General features: G+C 26.3%; 15 protein-coding genes. 6 read left to right on the top strand and 9 right to left on the bottom strand.

What is annotated here, in order from left to right:
• The first annotated feature begins 164 nt into the window (after positions 1 to 164).
• Positions 165 to 1025 (top strand): polyamine aminopropyltransferase, encoded by an 861-nt coding sequence (gene speE / locus D9V72_RS01055; protein WP_158354718.1) that lies wholly within the window; start codon positions 165 to 167, stop codon positions 1023 to 1025.
• A 27-nt stretch (positions 1026 to 1052) separates the two neighbouring features.
• Positions 1053 to 1856 carry an adenosylmethionine decarboxylase gene (speD, locus tag D9V72_RS01050; protein ID WP_187308303.1) on the top strand — a complete coding sequence of 268 codons (804 nt, stop codon included), beginning with the start codon at positions 1053 to 1055 and terminating at the stop codon, positions 1854 to 1856.
• Positions 1857 to 1971: 115 nt separating this feature from the next.
• Here speD and lpdA read toward each other — a convergent pair whose 3' ends face one another.
• The 4 genes from lpdA to D9V72_RS01030 form a co-directional block, all read right to left on the bottom strand.
• On the bottom strand, positions 1972 to 3393 hold the full coding sequence (gene lpdA, locus D9V72_RS01045; RefSeq protein WP_158354714.1) for a dihydrolipoyl dehydrogenase: 1422 nt from the start codon (positions 3391 to 3393) through the stop codon (positions 1972 to 1974).
• Positions 3394 to 3444: 51 nt separating this feature from the next.
• Entirely contained in the window at positions 3445 to 4662 is a 1218-nt protein-coding gene (locus D9V72_RS01040) for a 2-oxo acid dehydrogenase subunit E2 (RefSeq protein WP_261979226.1), read from the bottom strand.
• Positions 4663 to 4675: 13 nt separating this feature from the next.
• Positions 4676 to 7345 carry a pyruvate dehydrogenase (acetyl-transferring), homodimeric type gene (gene aceE / locus D9V72_RS01035; protein WP_158354712.1) on the bottom strand — a complete coding sequence of 890 codons (2670 nt, stop codon included), beginning with the start codon at positions 7343 to 7345 and terminating at the stop codon, positions 4676 to 4678.
• A gap of 193 nt (positions 7346 to 7538) precedes the next feature.
• On the bottom strand, positions 7539 to 8585 hold the full coding sequence (locus tag D9V72_RS01030; protein WP_158354709.1) for a GMP reductase: 1047 nt from the start codon (positions 8583 to 8585) through the stop codon (positions 7539 to 7541).
• A 54-nt stretch (positions 8586 to 8639) separates the two neighbouring features.
• On the opposite strand from D9V72_RS01030, the gene coaE reads away from it, so the two are divergent.
• Positions 8640 to 9290 (top strand): dephospho-CoA kinase, encoded by a 651-nt coding sequence (coaE, locus tag D9V72_RS01025; protein ID WP_158354707.1) that lies wholly within the window; start codon positions 8640 to 8642, stop codon positions 9288 to 9290.
• A 25-nt stretch (positions 9291 to 9315) separates the two neighbouring features.
• Here coaE and D9V72_RS01020 read toward each other — a convergent pair whose 3' ends face one another.
• From D9V72_RS01020 to truA, 4 genes are all read right to left on the bottom strand, one after another.
• Complete coding sequence (locus D9V72_RS01020; RefSeq protein ID WP_158354705.1) at positions 9316 to 9696, bottom strand: NUDIX domain-containing protein; 381 nt, start codon at positions 9694 to 9696, stop codon at positions 9316 to 9318.
• A gap of 48 nt (positions 9697 to 9744) precedes the next feature.
• On the bottom strand, positions 9745 to 12369 hold the full coding sequence (secA, locus tag D9V72_RS01015; protein WP_158354703.1) for a preprotein translocase subunit SecA: 2625 nt from the start codon (positions 12367 to 12369) through the stop codon (positions 9745 to 9747).
• 221 nt (positions 12370 to 12590) lie between these two features.
• Entirely contained in the window at positions 12591 to 14858 is a 2268-nt protein-coding gene (gene mrcB / locus D9V72_RS01010) for a penicillin-binding protein 1B (RefSeq protein ID WP_315984296.1), read from the bottom strand.
• Between the two features lie 95 nt (positions 14859 to 14953).
• Entirely contained in the window at positions 14954 to 15754 is an 801-nt protein-coding gene (gene truA, locus D9V72_RS01005) for a tRNA pseudouridine(38-40) synthase TruA (protein ID WP_158354699.1), read from the bottom strand.
• A gap of 403 nt (positions 15755 to 16157) precedes the next feature.
• Between truA and dksA the strand changes: the two genes are divergently transcribed.
• The 3 genes from dksA to panC all read left to right on the top strand — a co-directional run bounded on the left by dksA (position 16158) and on the right by panC (position 18395).
• Positions 16158 to 16613: an RNA polymerase-binding protein DksA gene (dksA, locus tag D9V72_RS01000; protein ID WP_158354697.1), complete on the top strand. Its 456-nt coding sequence runs from the start codon at positions 16158 to 16160 to the stop codon at positions 16611 to 16613.
• Between the two features lie 117 nt (positions 16614 to 16730).
• Positions 16731 to 17522, top strand: coding sequence for a 3-methyl-2-oxobutanoate hydroxymethyltransferase (gene panB, locus D9V72_RS00995; RefSeq protein ID WP_158354695.1), 792 nt, complete (start codon positions 16731 to 16733; stop codon positions 17520 to 17522).
• Positions 17523 to 17537: 15 nt separating this feature from the next.
• Positions 17538 to 18395 (top strand): pantoate--beta-alanine ligase, encoded by an 858-nt coding sequence (panC, locus tag D9V72_RS00990; RefSeq protein ID WP_158354692.1) that lies wholly within the window; start codon positions 17538 to 17540, stop codon positions 18393 to 18395.
• Between the two features lie 24 nt (positions 18396 to 18419).
• Here panC and hpt read toward each other — a convergent pair whose 3' ends face one another.
• Positions 18420 to 18956, bottom strand: a complete 537-nt coding sequence (hpt, locus tag D9V72_RS00985) for a hypoxanthine phosphoribosyltransferase (protein ID WP_158354690.1) — start codon at positions 18954 to 18956, stop codon at positions 18420 to 18422.
• Between the last annotated feature and the right edge of the window lie 69 nt (positions 18957 to 19025).

The following is a 19025-nucleotide window of genomic DNA, read 5'->3' as shown; positions in this document are numbered from 1 at the left end:
TAAGTGATTAAGTTATTTTTAAAAAGGAATTTATATGTGTAAGAATTATTATCCTTCTTTTTAAAATTCCGAAAATAAAATCTACTATTTCACAATACTCGTAATTTTTTATTAATCCCAAACAATCTATAACATTACATTTTATAGGATATACAAATATAACCATGGATCAAAAAAACACATGGCATGAAAAACTTTATTGTCATCTTGGACAATATTTTTTAATTGAAAAATTGTTATATAAAAAAAATACTGCTCATCACAAAGTGATGATTTTTGAAAATGCTGTGTTTGGAAAAGTTATGGCAATAGACAATATTGTTCAAACAACTGAACGTGATGAATTTATATATCATGAAATGCTCACTCATGTTCCTATATTTTCTCATGGTTCAATAAAGAACGTATTAATAATAGGTGGAGGTGATGGAGGTATACTTCGCGAAGTATGTAGACATAAAACTATTGAAAATATTACTATGGTGGAAATTGATGTAAATATTATTGATTTATGTAAAAAATATTTCCCTAACCATAGTAATAATGCTTATCAAGATTCTCGTTTAAAATTAATTATTGACGATGGTTTAAATTTCACGAAAAACACGAAAGATAAATTTGATTTAATCATATCAGATTCTACAGATCCTGTTGGTTGTGGAAAAAATTTATTTCTATCAGAATTTTATTTTAATTGTAAGAATTGTCTTGAAAAAAATGGTATTTTTGTATCACAAAATGGCGTTTTTTTTCTTCAAAAAGATGAAACTATTCTTACTTATAAAAATTTAAATCAATATTTTCATTATACAAAATTTTATCAAGCAAATATCCCTACTTATTATGGTGGAATAATGATGTTTGCATGGGGTACTAATAATATAGAGTCACATGAAAATAATTTAAAAGAAATACAAACACGCATAAAATATACGAAATTAACTTTTAATTACTATAATGCTAAAATTCACATAAGTAGTTTTCATTTACCTCAATACATTCTTAATGCATTAAATAAAATTTAAAAATCCTTTCATAGGAGAGCAATTAAATTGCAAAAACTAAAATTATATGGCTTTAATAATTTAACTAAAAGCCTAAGTTTTTGTATCTATGATATTTGCTATGCGAATACTAACGATTCACGTAATAGTTATATTGCTTATATTGATGAACAATATAATGCTATTCGATTAACTAAAATTTTAAAAGAAACTTGTTCAATTATTGGTGCTAATGTTTTAAACATATTTCATCAAGATTATGAACCTCAAGGCGCAAGTGTTACAATTCTGGTATGTGAAGAACCTATTAATATAGAAAAAATTAATGTTTTAAACAGTAATATTATATCATCTTCTGTACTTGCACATTTAGATAAAAGTCATATTTGTGTACATACATATCCAGAGAGTCATCCTCAAAGCGGTATTTGTACTTTTCGAGCTGATATAGAAGTTTCAACATGTGGAATTATATCACCTCTCAATGCTTTGAATTATCTTATACATCAATTAGAGTCAGATATTGTTACAATTGAATATCGTGTTCGAGGATTTACTAGAGATATTTACGGTATAAAACATTTCATTGACCATAAAATAAATTCGATTCAAAATTTTATGTCAAATGATATAAAATCCATGTATGATATGGTTGATGTAAACATATCTCAAGAAAATATTTTCCATACTCGAATGTTATTAAGAGAATTTGATTTAAAAAATTATTTATTTAACATTCATCTAGAAGATTTAGAAAAAGAAGAACGTTCTTATATTGTTAACTTACTCTGGAGGGAAATGCGTGAAATCTATTATGGGAGAAATATATCTATGATAGATTCTTCAGAATAACATATTTTTTTAGAAAAAGAAAAGATTATAGAAGCTTAATTTCTATAATCTTTTCTTTTTCTAAGAGAAATTTATTAATGCAAAATAAAAATAGAATATTTTAAAAAATCAATAATTATTTGTGAAACTTAGAATTTAATACATCTGTTGCTGTGCCTTGAAAAATTTCTGAAGATAATCCGATAGATTCATATAAAGTAGGATGAGCATGAATAGTCAATGCAATATCTTCAGCATCGCACCCCATTTCAATAGCTAGTGCAACTTCACCAATTAGTTCACCGGCATTTGTGCCTACTATAGAACCACCAATAATTTTATTATTATCTTTATTAAAAATTAACTTTGTTATACCTATACTAGAATTTGAAGCAATAGCTCTACCTGATACGCTCCAAGGAACAATTGCAACTTTATAATTTATATTTTCTTTTTTAGCTTGCGTTTCATTCAATCCTACCCAAGCAATTTCCGGTTCTGTATATGCTATCGATGGAATAACTACAGGTTCAAAATAATGTCTTTTACCAGCAATAACTTCTGCGGCGATATGACCCTCATGTACTCCTTTATGAGCTAACATAGGTGTACCAGTAACATCACCAACAGCATAGATATTAGGTATGTTTGTTTTTAACTGATTATCTACTTCAATAAAACCAAAACTATTGATTTTCAATCCTATTTTATCTAATTTTAATCCGTCAATGTTAGGAATCCTTCCTATCGCTACTAGCACAGCATCATAAAACATATTTTTTTTAGTAATATTTTCCTGAACAATGTCTACTTTCAATCCTATTTTTTTAAGTTCGACTTTATCTATATGAGTATTTAACATTAAGTTAAATCTCTGCTTAATAGATTTTATATATACATCAGTAATATCTTTATCTACTGAAGGAAGAAAATGATTAAATCGATCAATAACGTCAACTTGTGAACCTAATGCACTGTATATTGTAGCCATTTCTAAACCAATAATTCCACTACCTATAATTAAAAAACGATTTGGTATCATTTTAAGTGATAAAGCATCAGTTGAATCCCAAATTCTCGTGTCATCATTCGGTATTGAAGAAATTTTAATCGGCTTGGAACCTGTTGCAATAATTGCATTATCAAAGAAAATAGTAAATTGATCTTCTTTATTCGTAACAAAAATACTTTTTTTAGTCTCAAAAACAGCATTTCCTTCGAAAATTCTTATTTTCCTTTTTTTTCTCATATTGGACAAACCATTAGTTAGTTTGTTTATGACATTTTCCTTCCAATTTTTAATTTTTTCAATATCAATTACTGGTTCACTAAAAAAAACACCTGCTTTATGTAATTCTTTTGCTTCTTTAATTACTTTAGCTATATGCAATAATGTTTTTGAGGGAATACAACCAACATTTAAACAAACACCTCCTAATTTGTTATAACGTTCTATTAAAATAGTATCTAAACCTAAATCTGCACAACGAAAAGCTGCAGAATAACCCGAGGGACCTGATCCAATAATTACAACTTGTGTATAAATTTTTTGATGCATTATAACCCCCTATAAATTAATTTAAAAAATAATATTGAATATATTTAAAAACTACATAATTAATAAGCGTATATCAGATAACAGCTTGCCAATAAATGTAATAAAACGCGCAGCATAAGCTCCGTTTATTACGCGATGATCATAAGATAAAGATAATGGCAACATTAAAGATGGGACAAATTCTTTTCCATTCCATAATGGTTTGATTTGAGATTTTGAAACACCAAGAATCGCTATCTCAGGTGCATTGATAATTGGAGAAAACCAACTACCTCCAATACCTCCTAAATTAGATACAGTAAAACATCCTTCTGTCATATCTGAAGTATTTAATTTTCTCTTTCGAGTTTTTTCTGACAACAACTGCAATTCAAAAGATAATTGTTCAATATTTTTTTTATTAACATCTTTTAATACAGGGACAAATAGATCATTATTTACATCTACAGCAAATCCGATATTAATATATTTTTTTAAAATAATTTTCTTATTATTCAAAATAAAAGAACTATTAAAAATAGGAAATTTTTCTAATGCATGTGCTACTACTTTGATTATAAAAACTAATATCGTAATATTATTACTTATTTTATTGTGAATTTTCTTTTCATTATTATATTTTTGACGAAATTTTTCTAATACAGTAATATCAACTTCATCAAATTGTGTGACATGAGGTATAGTTGTCCAATTCCGATGTAAATTCTCACCTGTTATTTTTTGAATACTACTTAATTCTAATTCTTCTGTGTTGAATTTATTATAATTGTTGATATTAATTGTATTGTTTTCTTCTAAAATGTTTTCTTTTAAATGATTTTGATACAATTCTATATCTTCTTTTAAAATCCGATTTTTAGGACCGGTGGGAATCACACTAGATAAATTAATATTTAAATTTCGTGCTAAACGTCTTATAACTGGGGTTGCATGAAATAAAATGTCTGTTTTGATTTTTTTTTTAAAATTTATATTGATATCTTTTTCTAAATAATTTTCTAAATAATTTTCTTTTTTCTTGCTTAAGGAATCGATTCGATCAACTTCGAACATCATTAAAAGCGAATTAGTTGTAATTTTTTCACCAATTTTTATGTAAATATTTTTTACTACACCTGATATGGGTGAGGGTATTTCCATAGAAGCTTTGTCTCCTTCTACAGTTATTAATCCTTGTTCTAATTTTACTTTTTCATTAATATCAACTAATATTTCTATTACCTCTACTTTATCTAAACCAATGTCAGGCATTTTGACTTCTATATCCACTGTTTTTTACCTCTTAAGCTAAACGCGGATTAATTTTATTAGGATTGATATTAAACTTAAAAATTGCATCTTCTACTACTTTTTTCTCAATATTATTTATATTAGCTAATAAATTTAAAGCAGCTATAACAATATAATGTGCATTAACTTCAAAATGATTGCGTAATTTTTCACGACTATCTGAACGACCAAAACCATCAGTTCCTAATACATGATATTCTGAAGATGGAATATAACGACGAATTTGCTCAGCAAATAATTTCATATAATCAGTAGCTGCAACAGTGGGATTTTTGTTCATGACTTGTTTAACATATGCTATTTTATTTTTTTTGTTAGGATTTAACATGTTCCATCGTTCACAATCTTCACCATTTCTTGCTAATTCTGTAAAAGAAGTAACACTATATATATCTGTTGTAATAGAATACTCTTTTAATAAAATTTCTGCAGCTTCGCAAACAGAACGGAGAATAGCACCAGAACCTAATAACTGTACTTTTAACACAGTGCTATTACCATGTAAGGTTTTTAATTTATAAATTCCTTTACAAATACCTTCTTCTACACCGATAGGCATAGCAGGCATATAATAATTTTCATTAACTGTAGTGATATAGTAATATATATTTTCTTGAGAAGGACCATACATACGCCTTAATCCATCTTGTATAATTACAGCAACTTCATAAGCAAAAGCGGGATCATAAGATATACAATTAGGAATTGTTAAAGATTGTATATGACTATGTCCGTCTTCATGTTGCAATCCTTCGCCATTCAAAGTAGTTCTTCCTGAAGTTCCACCAATTAAAAAACCTCTTGCTTGCTGATCTCCAGCAGCCCAAAATAAATCTCCTATTCTTTGAAATCCAAATATTGAATAATAAATATAAAAAGGAATCATAGGAAAATTATTTGTACTATAAGAAGTTGCAGCAGCTAACCAAGATGAAGCTGCACCTAATTCATTTATCCCTTCCTGTAATATTTGACCTTTTTTTTCTTCTTTATAATATGCTAATTGTTCTCGATCTTGAGGAATGTACTTTTGACCACTAGAGCTGTAAATACCAATTTTACGAAATAGTCCTTCCATTCCAAAAGTTCGTGCTTCATCAGCAATAATGGGTACTATAAGATTTTTTATAGAATTATTTTTTAAGATAATATTTAAAACACGTATAAAAGCTATAGTTGTAGAAATATACTTTTTTTGTTCGCCTAACAATAGTTGAAAATCTGTTAACTCTGGTAAAACTAATTGATTAGTAAAACGAGATAAACGAAAAGGAATATAACCATCTAATTTTTTCCGTTGTAAATGCATATAACAATATTCTTCAGAATTTTTTTTAAAAGTCATATATGGCAATTTATTTATATCTTCATTTTTTATGGGAATATTAAAACGATCTCGAATATGCATTATTCCATTGATATCTATTTTTTTTATTTGATGAGCAATATTTTTACCTTCTGCAGTTATTCCCATACCATATCCTTTCACAGTATGTGCTAAAATAACTGTTGGTTTGTATTTTGTTTCTTTTGCTTTTTTTAATGCATTAAACATTTTTTTAGGATCATGTCCTCCCCTATTTAATTTCCATATTTCTTCATCAGTCATATCTTTAACTAACTCATATGTTTCCTTGTATCTACCAAAAAAATATTTTCGAACATATGCACCATCTTTAGATTTAAAAGTTTGATAGTCTCCATCTATTGTTTCATTCATTAATTGAACTAATTTTCCAGTTTTATCTTTTTTTAATAAACAATCCCATCTGCTTCCCCATATAACTTTAATAACTTTCCATCCTGCACCATAAAAAAAACTTTCTAATTCATTTACAATTTTTCCGTTTCCTACTACTGGACCATCTAGTCTTTGCAAATTACAATTTATTATAAATATTAGATTATCTAATTTTTCACGAACAGCAATAGAAATAGCACCTTTAGATTCTGGTTCATCCATTTCACCATCACCTAAAAAAGCATAAACTATTTGTTTTGAAGTATTTTTTAGTTCTCGATTTTGCAAATACTTTAAAAATTTTGCTTGATAAATAGCACAAATTGGTCCTAGACCCATAGATACAGTAGGAAATTGCCAAAAATTTGGCATTAATTTAGGATGAGGATAAGAAGACAATCCTGTTCCATCAACTTCTTGTCTAAAATTGTTGAGTTGTGCTTCAGATAAACGTCCTTCTAAAAAAGAACGGGCATAAATACCTGGAGAAATATGGCCTTGGAAATAAACTAAATCGCCTCCATCATTATCATTTTTAGCTCTAAAAAAATGATTAAAACATACTTCATATATTGTGGCAGAAGACTGAAAAGATGATAAATGTCCACCTAATTCTAAATTTTTTTTTGACGCACGCAATACCATCATTATAGCATTCCAGCGAATTGCTGAGCGAATACGCTTTTCTAAAATAAGATTTCCAGGATATTCAAATTCGTCTTCACTAGAAATAGTATTAACATAATCACTAGTAAAAAAACATCTAAAGAATTCTACTCTATCAATTTTAGATTTTTTTAAAACTTGTTCAATTAAAAAATGAGCTCTTTTGCGACCTTCTTGACGAACAACAGATTCAATAGCTTGCACCCAATCACTAGTTTCAATTGGATCCACGTCATTATATAAACGTTCTGACATGGTACAAATTCCTTATACATTATATGTATTTAACAATTAAATTAAATTCAGTCTAAAAAATTTTATTTTTATACACTATTCTCTTGATTGAGGAATCAATCATGAATATCTAAAAAAAATCAATAAAATTAATTATATTTATATATATTTAATTTTATTGATTTTAAAATATAAAAAATCTTTTAAACGAATATTATTTAAAAATATTAAAAATGCAATTTTCTTGTTCAGTAACTCGTATAAATGTAGTTCTTTTTGTTAATTCTTTTAATTTCTCTGCACCAACATAGGTACAAGAAGAACGTAATCCTCCCAGAATATCACGTATAGTACCGTCCACACTTCCACGAAAAGGTATTTTAACTGTTTTACCTTCAGATGCGCGATATCCAGCAATTTTCCCTTGATGACGTTTCATAGCAGAAATAGAACTCATACCATAAAACAACATATATTTTTTTGATTTTTCTTCGACTATATCTCCTGAACATTCTTTATGACCTGAAAGCATGCCTCCTAACATAACAAAATCTGCACCCCCTCCAAAAGCTTTAGCAATATCTCCGGAAACAGTACACCCTCCATCACTAATAATTTGTCCACTTAAACCATGTGCTGCATCAGCACATTCTATAATCGCTGAAAGTTGAGGATAACCGACTCCAGTTTTTACTCGTGTAGTACATACTGAACCTGGACCAATACCAACTTTAACTATATCTGCTCCAGAAAGTATCAATTCCTCAACCATTTCCCCAGTAACAACATTACCAGCACAAATAATTTTATCTGGAAAATAATCTCTTACTAATTTCAAAAAAGAAACAACATGTTCAGAATAGCCATTTGCAACATCAATACAAATATATTTTAACTCCGAAGATAATAAAAATATTTTTTTAATTTTTAAAAAATCTATTTTAGAAATTCCAATTGACACAATTACATGGTTCAATACTTCTTTAGAAGATGAATTAACAAAAATTTTCCATTCTTCAAAAGAATAATACTTATGAACCGCTGTTAGTATATTAAAATTTGATAAAGATTTCACCATCTCAAATGTACCTATAGTGTCCATATTTGCTGCAATAATAGGAATACCTGACCAGATAATAGAAGAATATTTAAAAGAAAAACAACGAATAAGATCAACTTGAGCACGACTTTTTAATATAGAACGTTTTGGTCTAATCAATACATCTTTAAAACCTAATTTGATATCTTCTTCAATTCTCATAAAATTATTGTCCTGATTTAAAATATAGCACTGATAATGGAGATCTAAAATATTATGACTTATATTGTAGCACTTACTGGAGGGATTGGTAGTGGAAAAACTACTGTCTCTAATGGATTTAAAAAAATAGGTATCAATGTTATTGATACAGATGTTATTGCAAGAAATATTATAGAGTATAATTCACAAATATTTTGTTCTATTAAAAAAAAATTTGGAGAAAAAATATTAAATAAAGAAAACTCAATTAATCGAATTTTACTTAGAAAATATATTTTCAATGATAAAAATCATCGTTTATGGCTAGAAAATCTATTATATCCTAAAATTTATCAAGAAAGTAAAACTCAAATAAAACTTACGAAATCAAATTGGTGTTTATGGGTAGTACCATTACTAATTGAAAAAAAATTAGAAAAACAAGCTCACAGGATTCTTTTAGTTGACACACCAGTAAAAGAACAAATAAAACGTATAATTAAAAGAGATAAAATCAGTTTTCTAGAAGCAAAAAAAATCATTGCACTACAGACTACCAGAAAAAAAAGAATTTCTATATCAGATGATATTATTTTTAATAAAAAAAATGTTAAAAAAATAAATACATATGTTTGTTATTTTAATTCACTTTACTTATATTTATCAAAAAAAAACGATAAGAAAATTACAGAAATTAAAAAAAACTATTTGACAAAATTTTATTAATATTTTTTTATGAAACATAAAAATGTTAAAATTTATTTTTAAGAGAAGTTATAACATTATGATTTGCAGGTGGAAAATCAAGAGTTTTTAAATGATATAAAAATTTCCAATAATATGAGTATCCTTCAATACTATAAGGTTGGTTTTGCCATTTTTTTATTAAAAAAAAATATAACTTTAATTTTTTTTTAGAATTTATATATTTTATATATTGAAAGAAATTAAATTTTAATATAGTAATTCCGACTTCTTCCAATAATTCTCTTTTTAATGCATGTATTATGTTTTCATGTTTCTTGATTTTTCCACCTGGAAACTCCCAAGTATTTTCTTTATATTTCCCCTTAGTTATATAAACTTTTTTTTTATTTATAATAATTCCAATTGCTGCATATATATAATTCATTGAATTTACCTTGAATAAAAAATATCTTTTTTTTCATGAAAAATACAGTTATAAACTACCATGACAATACTTGTATTTTTTTCCTGAACCACATATACAAAGTGCATTTCGACTAATTTTAGTATTATTAGGATCAACTACAAATTTTTTGTTTAAATTTATATATTTTTTTGCATAAGATAAATTCATCTTACTAAGAAATGATATTACTTCATATTTTAATAATTCTAGCATGCTAGAAAACATATTAAAAGATTCTCTTTTATATTCTTGTTTAGGATCTTTTTGAGCATAACCACGCAAATGGATACCTTGTCTTAAATAATCTATAGCTGATAAATGTTCTTTCCAAAGTGAATCCAATGTTTGTAACATAATCATTTTTTCTATTACACGCATATTATTTGAACCAATTAATTTTTCTTTGTTTTTATAATTAATTTTTGCAAAATCAATTATTTTGCTTATAATTTTTTCATATTTTAAATTAGGTTCTATAGTTAACCAAGATGAAATTGGTACGTTTAAATGAAAATCAAAATTGAATTTATTTTCTAAATCAATAATGTTCCATTTATCTTTCATTGTGTTTTTAGGCATGTATAAAATAATATTTTTTTTTAAAACATCTTTTAAAATATCATAAATCATTGATCTTATATTTTTGGCATCAATTAGTTTATTACGTTGAGAATAAATCGCACTGCGTTGTTCATTAATAACATCATCATATTCTAATAATTGTTTTCTAATATCAAAATTACGATTTTCTACTTTTTTTTGAGCATTTTCTATAGCTTTAGTTACCCAGGGATGTTCAATAGCTTCATTTGAAGATAATCCTAATTTACGCATCATATAAATAATTTTATCAGATGCAAAAATCCGCATTAATGAATCTTCCATAGAAAGATAAAAACGTGAAGAACCACTATCTCCTTGACGACCAGCACGACCTCTCAATTGATTATCAATACGACGCGACTCATGACGTTCGGTACCAATTATGTGTAATCCTCCAACAGAAACAACTAAATCATGTTCTTTTTTCCATTTCTTTTTAATACTTTTAATTTCATCTAAAGTTAGATTTTTATGTCGATTTAATTCGACTTCTAAATTACCCCCAAGAACGATATCTGTTCCTCTTCCAGCCATATTAGTAGCAATGGTAATAGATTTAGGTTTACCTGCTTGTGCTATAATTTCAGCTTCTTTAGCATGAAATTTAGCATTTAAAACACTATGATTAATATTTAATTTTAATAATTTTTTAGAAATGATTTCTGATTTTTCAATAGATACTGTACCAACTAATACAGGTTTATTCAATTTTATACATTCTTGTATATCTTTAATAATAGCATTAATTTTTTCTTTTTTAGTGATATACACTAAATCAGGCAAATCTTTACGTATCATCTTTCTATTGGTTGGTATTACAATAGTATCAAGATTATAAATAGAACTAAATTCAAAAGATTCAGTTTCAGCAGTCCCTGTCATACCTGATAATTTTTTATACAAACGAAAATAATTTTGAAAAGTAATAGATGCAAGAGTTTGATTCTCATTTTTTATAGGAACATTTTCTTTAGCTTCTATTGCCTGATGTAGTCCATCTGACCATCTTCTTCCTGGCATGGTACGACCTGTATGCTCATCTACAATAACTACACTATTATCTTTTACAAGATAATCAACATCTCGAATAAATAATTTATGAGCACGCAGCGCAGATAGGACATGATGCATTAATATTATATTATTAGAGGAATATAATGATTCGCCTGTATTCATTAATTTCCTGTCGAGTAATATTTTTTCAATTTCAATTAATCCTCTTTCTGTTAAATGTACTTGTTTTGATTGTTCATCAACAGTAAAATGTCCTGTTCCACTAAAAATATCTGAATCTTCTTTTTTTTGAGAGACTAAGAAAGGCACGATTTTATCAATTTCTTTATATAGTTCGGAACTATCTTCTGATGGTCCTGAAATAATTAAAGGTGTTCTAGCTTCATCTATCAGGATTGAATCTACTTCATCAACTAATGCATAATTTAATTCTCTTTGTACTCTTTCCTCAGCAGAAAAAATCATATTATCACGCAAATAGTCAAATCCATATTCATTATTTGTACCATAAGTAATATCAGATAAGTAAGCTTTTTTTTTAGCAAAAAAAGACATTTCAGATAAGTTTAATCCTACTGTCAAATCAAGAAATGCAAATAATGGAGTATTTTTTTCAGCATCTCGTTGAGCTAAATAATCATTCATAGTTACTATGTGTACACCTTTTCCACTTAATGCATTTAAATAAGCTGGTAAAGTTGATGTTAAAGTTTTTCCTTCTCCTGTCCGCATTTCTGCAATACATTGTTGATTTAAAACTATTCCCCCAAGAATTTGCACATCAAAATGGCGCATATTAAACACGCGTTTACTCGCTTCTCGCACTGTAGCAAAAGCTTCTGGTAATATATCATCTAAAGTTTCACCATTGCTTAATCGTAAACGAAAAAGTTTTGTTTGTTCTTTTAATTTTTTATCTGATAAACATTGAAATTTCTCTTCTAACTCATTAATAGATAAAACTATTTTTTTAAACTTTTTTAAAATGCGATTGTTCCGATTACTAAATATTTTAGTTAGAAATTTCATTAACATACTATACATTCTCATATTTGCAATCTTTAAATTAGGTAATAGTCAAAAATTTTTTATTATTCTCTTGAATGATTTTAAAATTATTTCAATTCAGTACATATGAAATATAATAAAAAAACTTCATTAATAAAACATTTTAAAATTAATATCAATAGTGTATATCTGATAAAAACTCAAATAATCATGTAGATTGAAACCACATCTTCTCTAATAAAAATTTTCTATTTTTTAAAAAAATCTTGTAATCGAAATAAAAAATTCTTTTTTTCTTTTATTACAAAATTTTCTGATAATTTATCATTATTACAAATTTTTTGGTTTTTTGTAGACCATACAGGTAAAATTCGATTATGTTTATCATTTTTTTCACAAAATAATTGACCCATATTATCAATATAAAACATATTAATATTTTTTGGAGGCTTCAATACTAATGGTATTGGACGTTGATATTGAAGATATCTTCTGTAAATTTGCATTGCTCCAGAAGCACTATATAATTTTGTTGTTTTATTATTATCTCTTCCTATCCAAGTAATTGCAATTTGTTTTCCATCAATACCCACAAACCAATTATCGACTAAATTGTTTGTAGTACCAGTTTTTCCTGCTAAAGAAAATTCTTTAAAAATTACTCCCAATGATTTTGCCGTGCCACTATTAACTACTTGTTGCATAGAATATAATGTTAAATAAGAAGCTTCAGAAGATTCTACATGTTTCGATTGAGGTAAAGTTTGATAAAATACTTGACCATCATCAGAAATAATCGATTTAACTGATGATAATGATGATTTATAACCACCATTTGCAATTATTTGAAATACTTGAGCTATTTCAATAGGTGTTAGATTAATAGCTCCTAAAGATATTGATGGAAAAGGAGTAATTCTATTTTTAGAAATTCCTAAATGTAACCAACTATCAACTAATTTTTTTAATCCTATATCCATGCTGAGATTAACTGTAGGGATATTAATCGAATGAATTAATGCATCTAATAACATTACTTTTCCACTAAAAGAAAAGTTATTATTTTTTGGTATCCAATATTTACCATTATCTAATTTAATAGAAATAGGACGATCAGAAATCCAGCTATTTAAACGATATTTATTTGGTTGTGATAAAGCAGTTAAATATGTTATTGGTTTAGATAAAGAACCAATAGAACGACGAGCTTTTAAAGCACGATTGTAACCATTAAATTCTGGTTTAGAACTTCCAATAATTGCTTGAACTTCTCCAGTAAATCTATCTATAACTATCATGGCAACTTCTAAATCCTTTAGTCTTTTTTTTCTTTTTAATAGAAGCATTTCTATTTTTACAGCTTTTTCCATTGCATTTTGCGAAGTAGGATCAAGAGTTGTAAATATCTTTATTCCCGGAAAATTCTCAATTGGACTGTGAATTTTTTTTTTGAATTCTTGATAGACAAGTTGTACGAAAGAAGGATGGGGTGAAATAATATTACCTTTAGGTTGAACATTTAAAGATCGTTTACATAAATCTTCATAAATATTTTTAGTAATATATTTCTGTTCATACAATGAAAATAGCACCAAGTTTCTTCTTTTTAATGCAGATTTAGGATGAGTCCAAGGATTATATAAAGATGCACCTTTTACCATTCCAACTAATAAAGCGTATTGTTCTAAAGTTAATTCATCTATTGGCCTACCAAAATAATAAATACTAGCAAGAGGAAATCCTCTAATTTGTTCATCACCATCTTGTCCTAAATAAACTTCATTTAAATAAAGCTCTAAAATTCGGTCTTTTGTATAAAAACCGTCTAAAATTAAAGCCATATACATTTCATTTATTTTTCTTAAAATTGAACGAGTATTTGTTAAAAACAAATTTTTTATTAATTGCTGAGTAAGAGTACTTCCGCCTTGTATTGTACGACCGGCCATGATATTTACTAAAAAAGCTCGACCTATAGAAGATATATGAATGCCATCATGCTGATAAAAATACTTATCTTCAATTGCTAAAAGTGTTTTAACTAACATTTCGGGATACTTATTACGAGAAATAAATATACGTTTCTTTTTTTCAGGAGACTTCAACATAGCAATTAATTTAGGTTCTAAACGGAAAAAACTAAAATTACGATTATTTTCAATGTTTTTAATTTCTATTAAAATATTTTTATTAAAAGATAAGCGTGTATGAAACTCACCTTCTTTAATATCAGGAAAATCAAAAGAACGTCGTATAAATTCTATAGTATTGTCTTTTATGCTGTATTCCCCGGGCAACATAACTGAATCTACTTTTCTATACATGGTATTTTCTAAAAGATTTGAGATCTCCTTTTGAGAATACAAATTGCCTGGTTCTAAATTAACTATACGTCCATACAATAAAGTAGGGAGAATCCATACTTTTCCTTTGATTGATCGATTTATTTTAATATACAAATAAAAACCATAAAAAATAATTAAAACCAACATAAAAAAAAATATTTTTATTAATATTTTTCTTTTTTTTTTATATTTTTATACATTAATAATTCTCGCTAATTTTATTAGATATATTTTTTATAAAAATTAATAAACCAATAATAATCTTTTTATTTAAAAAATATAGTTCTATATGCTGATTGTGGTAAGTCAAAATGCGAAGGATATTCTACACATACCAAATATAAACCTTTAGCTGGCGCAGTTGCTCCTGCATAATTTCTATCTTTTTTTTTTAATAACTCTTGAATCCAATCTTCCTTTTTTTTAGAAATACCAACTTCAATTAAAGAACCAACAATATTCCGAACCATGTGGTGCAAAAAAGAATTAGCTGTAATATCAATTACTACCCAATTATTAAAACGGAAAACGTTTAATTTTGTAATTTTTCTATATGGAGAATATGATTGACATCCAAGTGCTCTAAAAGATGTAAAATCGTGTTCTCCTAATAAAAATTGAGATTGAGAATACATTTTTTTTACATTTAATTCTTTATAAATATGATTTAATTTAGTCTGAAAAATAGCAGAACGAACAATGCAATTATATATTATATAACGATAAGAACGTGTTATAGCACTATAACGAGCATGAAAATTTTCCGGAACTTCTTTTACCCATACAATAGAAATATTTTTAGATAAATAACTATTTACCCCTATTAACCAAGACAATTTTTTTCTAATAGCTGTAGTATTAAAATGTACAACCTGTCCCACACTATGAACTCCAGCGTCAGTACGACCTGCACATATAACATTTATCTTATGATTAGCAATTATAGACAAGGCTCTTTCTATTTCTTCTTGAATACTAGGCACATTTTTTTGACGTTGCCATCCATGATGTAAACTTCCATCATATTCAACTCCTAAAGCAAACTTCTTAACATTATTTGATGCCATTTAAAAAAATCCTATTATAAATAGTAATAGAAATAATAAATTTATTTTTTATAAAAACAGTATATCTTTAAAAACTAATCTAATCATATAAAAAAATATTTAATTATAGTTTATGTTAACATAGTTTATTATAATGATTCATTTATCCATAACATAAGAAGAAATTATATTTAATATATACACATAGCATTTTAAAATATTTTTTTAAAAAAATTAAGCAAGTTTTTTATAATTTAAATTATTTGAATTAAAATCTAAATAGTACATTAAGAAAAGCATAAATTTAATATATCTTAAAAAAATGTTTGCTAAATTTAAATTTATAAAATTAATATAATAAATATTATATTGATAATTTTATTTATTTTTAATATTTATTAAAAATATTATCTCGGAGAGAGCTATGGAAAAAGAAAAAAATAAAAAAACATCATCTTTAAATGTTCTTTCTATTGCAGGTTTGCAGCCTTATCAAAAAAAAATAGATGAACAATACATGAATGAAGATCAAATGTTACACTTTCATAAAATTCTTGAAACATGGAAAAACCAATTAAAAGATGAAATTAACCATACTCTACTCTATATACAAGATAAAGCTACAAATTTTCCAGATCCTATTGATCGCGCCACACAAGAAGAAGAATTTAGTTTAGATTTACGAAATCGTGATCGCAGTCGAAAACTAATTAAAAAAATCGAAATTACTTTAAAAAAAATTAAAGAAAAAGATTTTGGTTATTGCAATTCTTGTGGTATTGAGATTGGAATTCGTCGTTTAGAAGCTAGACCTACTGCTAATCTTTGTATTGATTGCAAAACACTAGCAGAAATTAGAGAAAAGCAAATGACTGGTTAATTTAACAGATTAAAATATTTAGATGGGAAGGATGTTCAATTGATTTAAAAATTAATTCGAATATCCTTTCAACATTGAATTCACATTGTTATCTAAATATATTCAACCGGAGCAAATATGGAATCTATTACAATTTCTCAATTAAAAAATTGGAAAAAAAATAAAAAAAAATTCGCAGCTATCACAGCTTATGACTTTAGCTTTGCTAAATTATTTTCTAATCAAGGTGTTCCAGTTATACTTATAGGTGATTCTCTTGGAATGACTATACAGGGTCAAAGTTCTACATTATCAGTAAGAATTAAAGACATTGAATATCATACAAAAGCAGTTAGAAAAGGAGCACCAAAGACATTTTTGTTATCTGATTTACCATTTATGTCTTATTACAATACTAAACAAGCGCTTAAAAACACAGCAAAAATTTTAAGATCCGGTGCTAATATGATAAAAGTAGAAGGTGGAAAATGGTTAGTAGAAATTATTAAAGAATTATCTGATAGATCAATATTAGTATGTGGTCATATAGGTTTAACACCCCAATCTTTTAACTATTTAAGCGGATATAAAGTTCAAGGAAAACACCCACATGATGCAAAAAAAATAATAGATGATGCCTTATTATTAGAGGAATCTGGAATTCAAATGCTTGTCGTAGAATGTATTCCAGAAAAATTAGCAAAAAAAATAACTGAAAATTTATCTATTCCAGTTATTGGAATAGGATCAGGAAAATATACTGATGGACAAATTCTGGTAATGCATGACTTATTAGGAATTACTGAAGGCAAAAAAACGAGTTTTACAAAAAATTTTCTTTCTGAAAGTGGTAGTGTTCAAAAAGCAATTCAAAAATATATATACGAAGTTAAAAAAGGCATTTTTCCTAATAAAAAATATAGTTTCTAAAAATATGGAGTTAAATTGTATATTATAAAAAAAATAGAAATATTACACAAAAAAATAATACTTCTAAAAAAAACAAACAAAAAAATAGGTCTAGTTCCTACAATGGGTAATTTACATGATGGTCATGTAAAATTAATACTTTTAGCAAAAAAATATGCAGATATTATTATAGTAAGTATTTTTGTTAATCCAATGCAATTTAATAATTTATCAGATCTAAAAAATTACCCAAAAACCTTTATACAAGATTGTGCAATATTAAAAGAAAAACATGTAGATATAGTTTTTTTTCCTCATATTGATCAAATTTATCCTAATGGTATAAAAAATCAAACATTTGTTAAAGTCCCAAAATTATCTAAAATTTTAGAAGGTCAAGCACGACCAGGACATTTTAAAGGTGTAACAACAATTATTGCTAAATTCTTTAATTTTATACAACCAGATTTCGCTTTCTTTGGAGAAAAAGATTATCAGCAATTGTTAATTGTAAAAATTCTTGTAAAAGAATTAAATTATATGATAAAGATAATTAGCTTACCTATAATACGACTAAAAAATGGACTGGCTCTAAGCTCAAGAAATAGCAATTTAAATTCTGAAGAAAATAAAATAGCACCTTATTTGTATAAAATTATAAAAGAAACATGTCGAAAAATTGCAAAAGAAAAAAGTCATGTTAGAAAAAAAATCATTAATGAATCTAAAAATTTATTAATTAAAAAAGGATTTTCTATTGATATATTTAATATATACGATTCTCAAACATTAAAAAATCCATCCAAAAAAGTTAAAAAAGTGATTCTTCTAGCATCTGTATGGTTAGGAAAAACTCGTTTAATTGATAATAAGAAATTTTTTTTAATTAATTAAAAAAGCTATATCTTTTATATTATTTTATTTTTTAAAAACTACTTTTCCTATATACGGTAGATGACGATAAGATTGAGCATAATCAATACCATAACCTACTATAAAAAAATTCTCTAGAATAGAGAATCCTATAAAATCAACATTAATATCTACTTCACGACACTCAGGTTTATCTAAAAGAGTACAAATTGATAATGATTTTGGATTTCTAAGTTTTAAAATACCTAATACTTTACTTAAAGTTTTTCCTGAATCAATAATATCTTCTACAATTAAAACATTTTTATTATAAATGTCTTCATCTAAATCTTTTATAATTTTTACGTCACCACTAGATAGCATTCCTCGACCATAACTAGAAGTTGTCATAAAATCTATTTCGTGTTTAATATGAATTCTCCGACATAAATCTGCTATAAAAACAAATGAACCGCGTAGTAACGCTATTAATATCATTTTATTTTTACTATTTTTATACTTCTTAGTAATTTCTTGACCTAATTCTCGAACGCGAATATCAAGTTCTTTTTCAGTAATAATAACTTGAATAATATGTTTCATAATATTAAATAAATGGTTAATGTAAAATGAGTTATATTAAAAATTTAAACTAGTAGACTGATATTTTTT

The sequence above is a fragment of the Buchnera aphidicola (Macrosiphum gaurae) genome, assembly GCF_005080965.1.
Lineage (GTDB): Bacteria > Pseudomonadota > Gammaproteobacteria > Enterobacterales > Enterobacteriaceae > Buchnera > Buchnera aphidicola_S.
Note: the sequence above shows the minus strand (reverse complement) of the source record. Positions and strands in the feature narration are given on the sequence as shown.

Bases quoted from the DNA above. Each gene is read 5' to 3' on its own strand.
- speE (WP_158354718.1), top strand. From the start codon at position 165: ATGGATCAAAAAAACACATGGCATGAAAAACTTTATTGTCATCTTGGA.
- dksA (WP_158354697.1), top strand. From the start codon at position 16,158: ATGGAAAAAGAAAAAAATAAAAAAACATCATCTTTAAATGTTCTTTCT.
- coaE (WP_158354707.1), top strand. From the start codon at position 8,640: ATGACTTATATTGTAGCACTTACTGGAGGGATTGGTAGTGGAAAAACT.
- hpt (WP_158354690.1), bottom strand. From the start codon at position 18,956: ATGAAACATATTATTCAAGTTATTATTACTGAAAAAGAACTTGATATT.
- panB (WP_158354695.1), top strand. From the start codon at position 16,731: ATGGAATCTATTACAATTTCTCAATTAAAAAATTGGAAAAAAAATAAA.
- truA (WP_158354699.1), bottom strand. From the start codon at position 15,754: ATGGCATCAAATAATGTTAAGAAGTTTGCTTTAGGAGTTGAATATGAT.
- aceE (WP_158354712.1), bottom strand. From the start codon at position 7,345: ATGTCAGAACGTTTATATAATGACGTGGATCCAATTGAAACTAGTGAT.
- secA (WP_158354703.1), bottom strand. From the start codon at position 12,369: ATGTTAATGAAATTTCTAACTAAAATATTTAGTAATCGGAACAATCGC.
- D9V72_RS01030 (WP_158354709.1), bottom strand. From the start codon at position 8,585: ATGAGAATTGAAGAAGATATCAAATTAGGTTTTAAAGATGTATTGATT.
- lpdA (WP_158354714.1), bottom strand. From the start codon at position 3,393: ATGCATCAAAAAATTTATACACAAGTTGTAATTATTGGATCAGGTCCC.
- D9V72_RS01020 (WP_158354705.1), bottom strand. From the start codon at position 9,696: ATGAATTATATATATGCAGCAATTGGAATTATTATAAATAAAAAAAAA.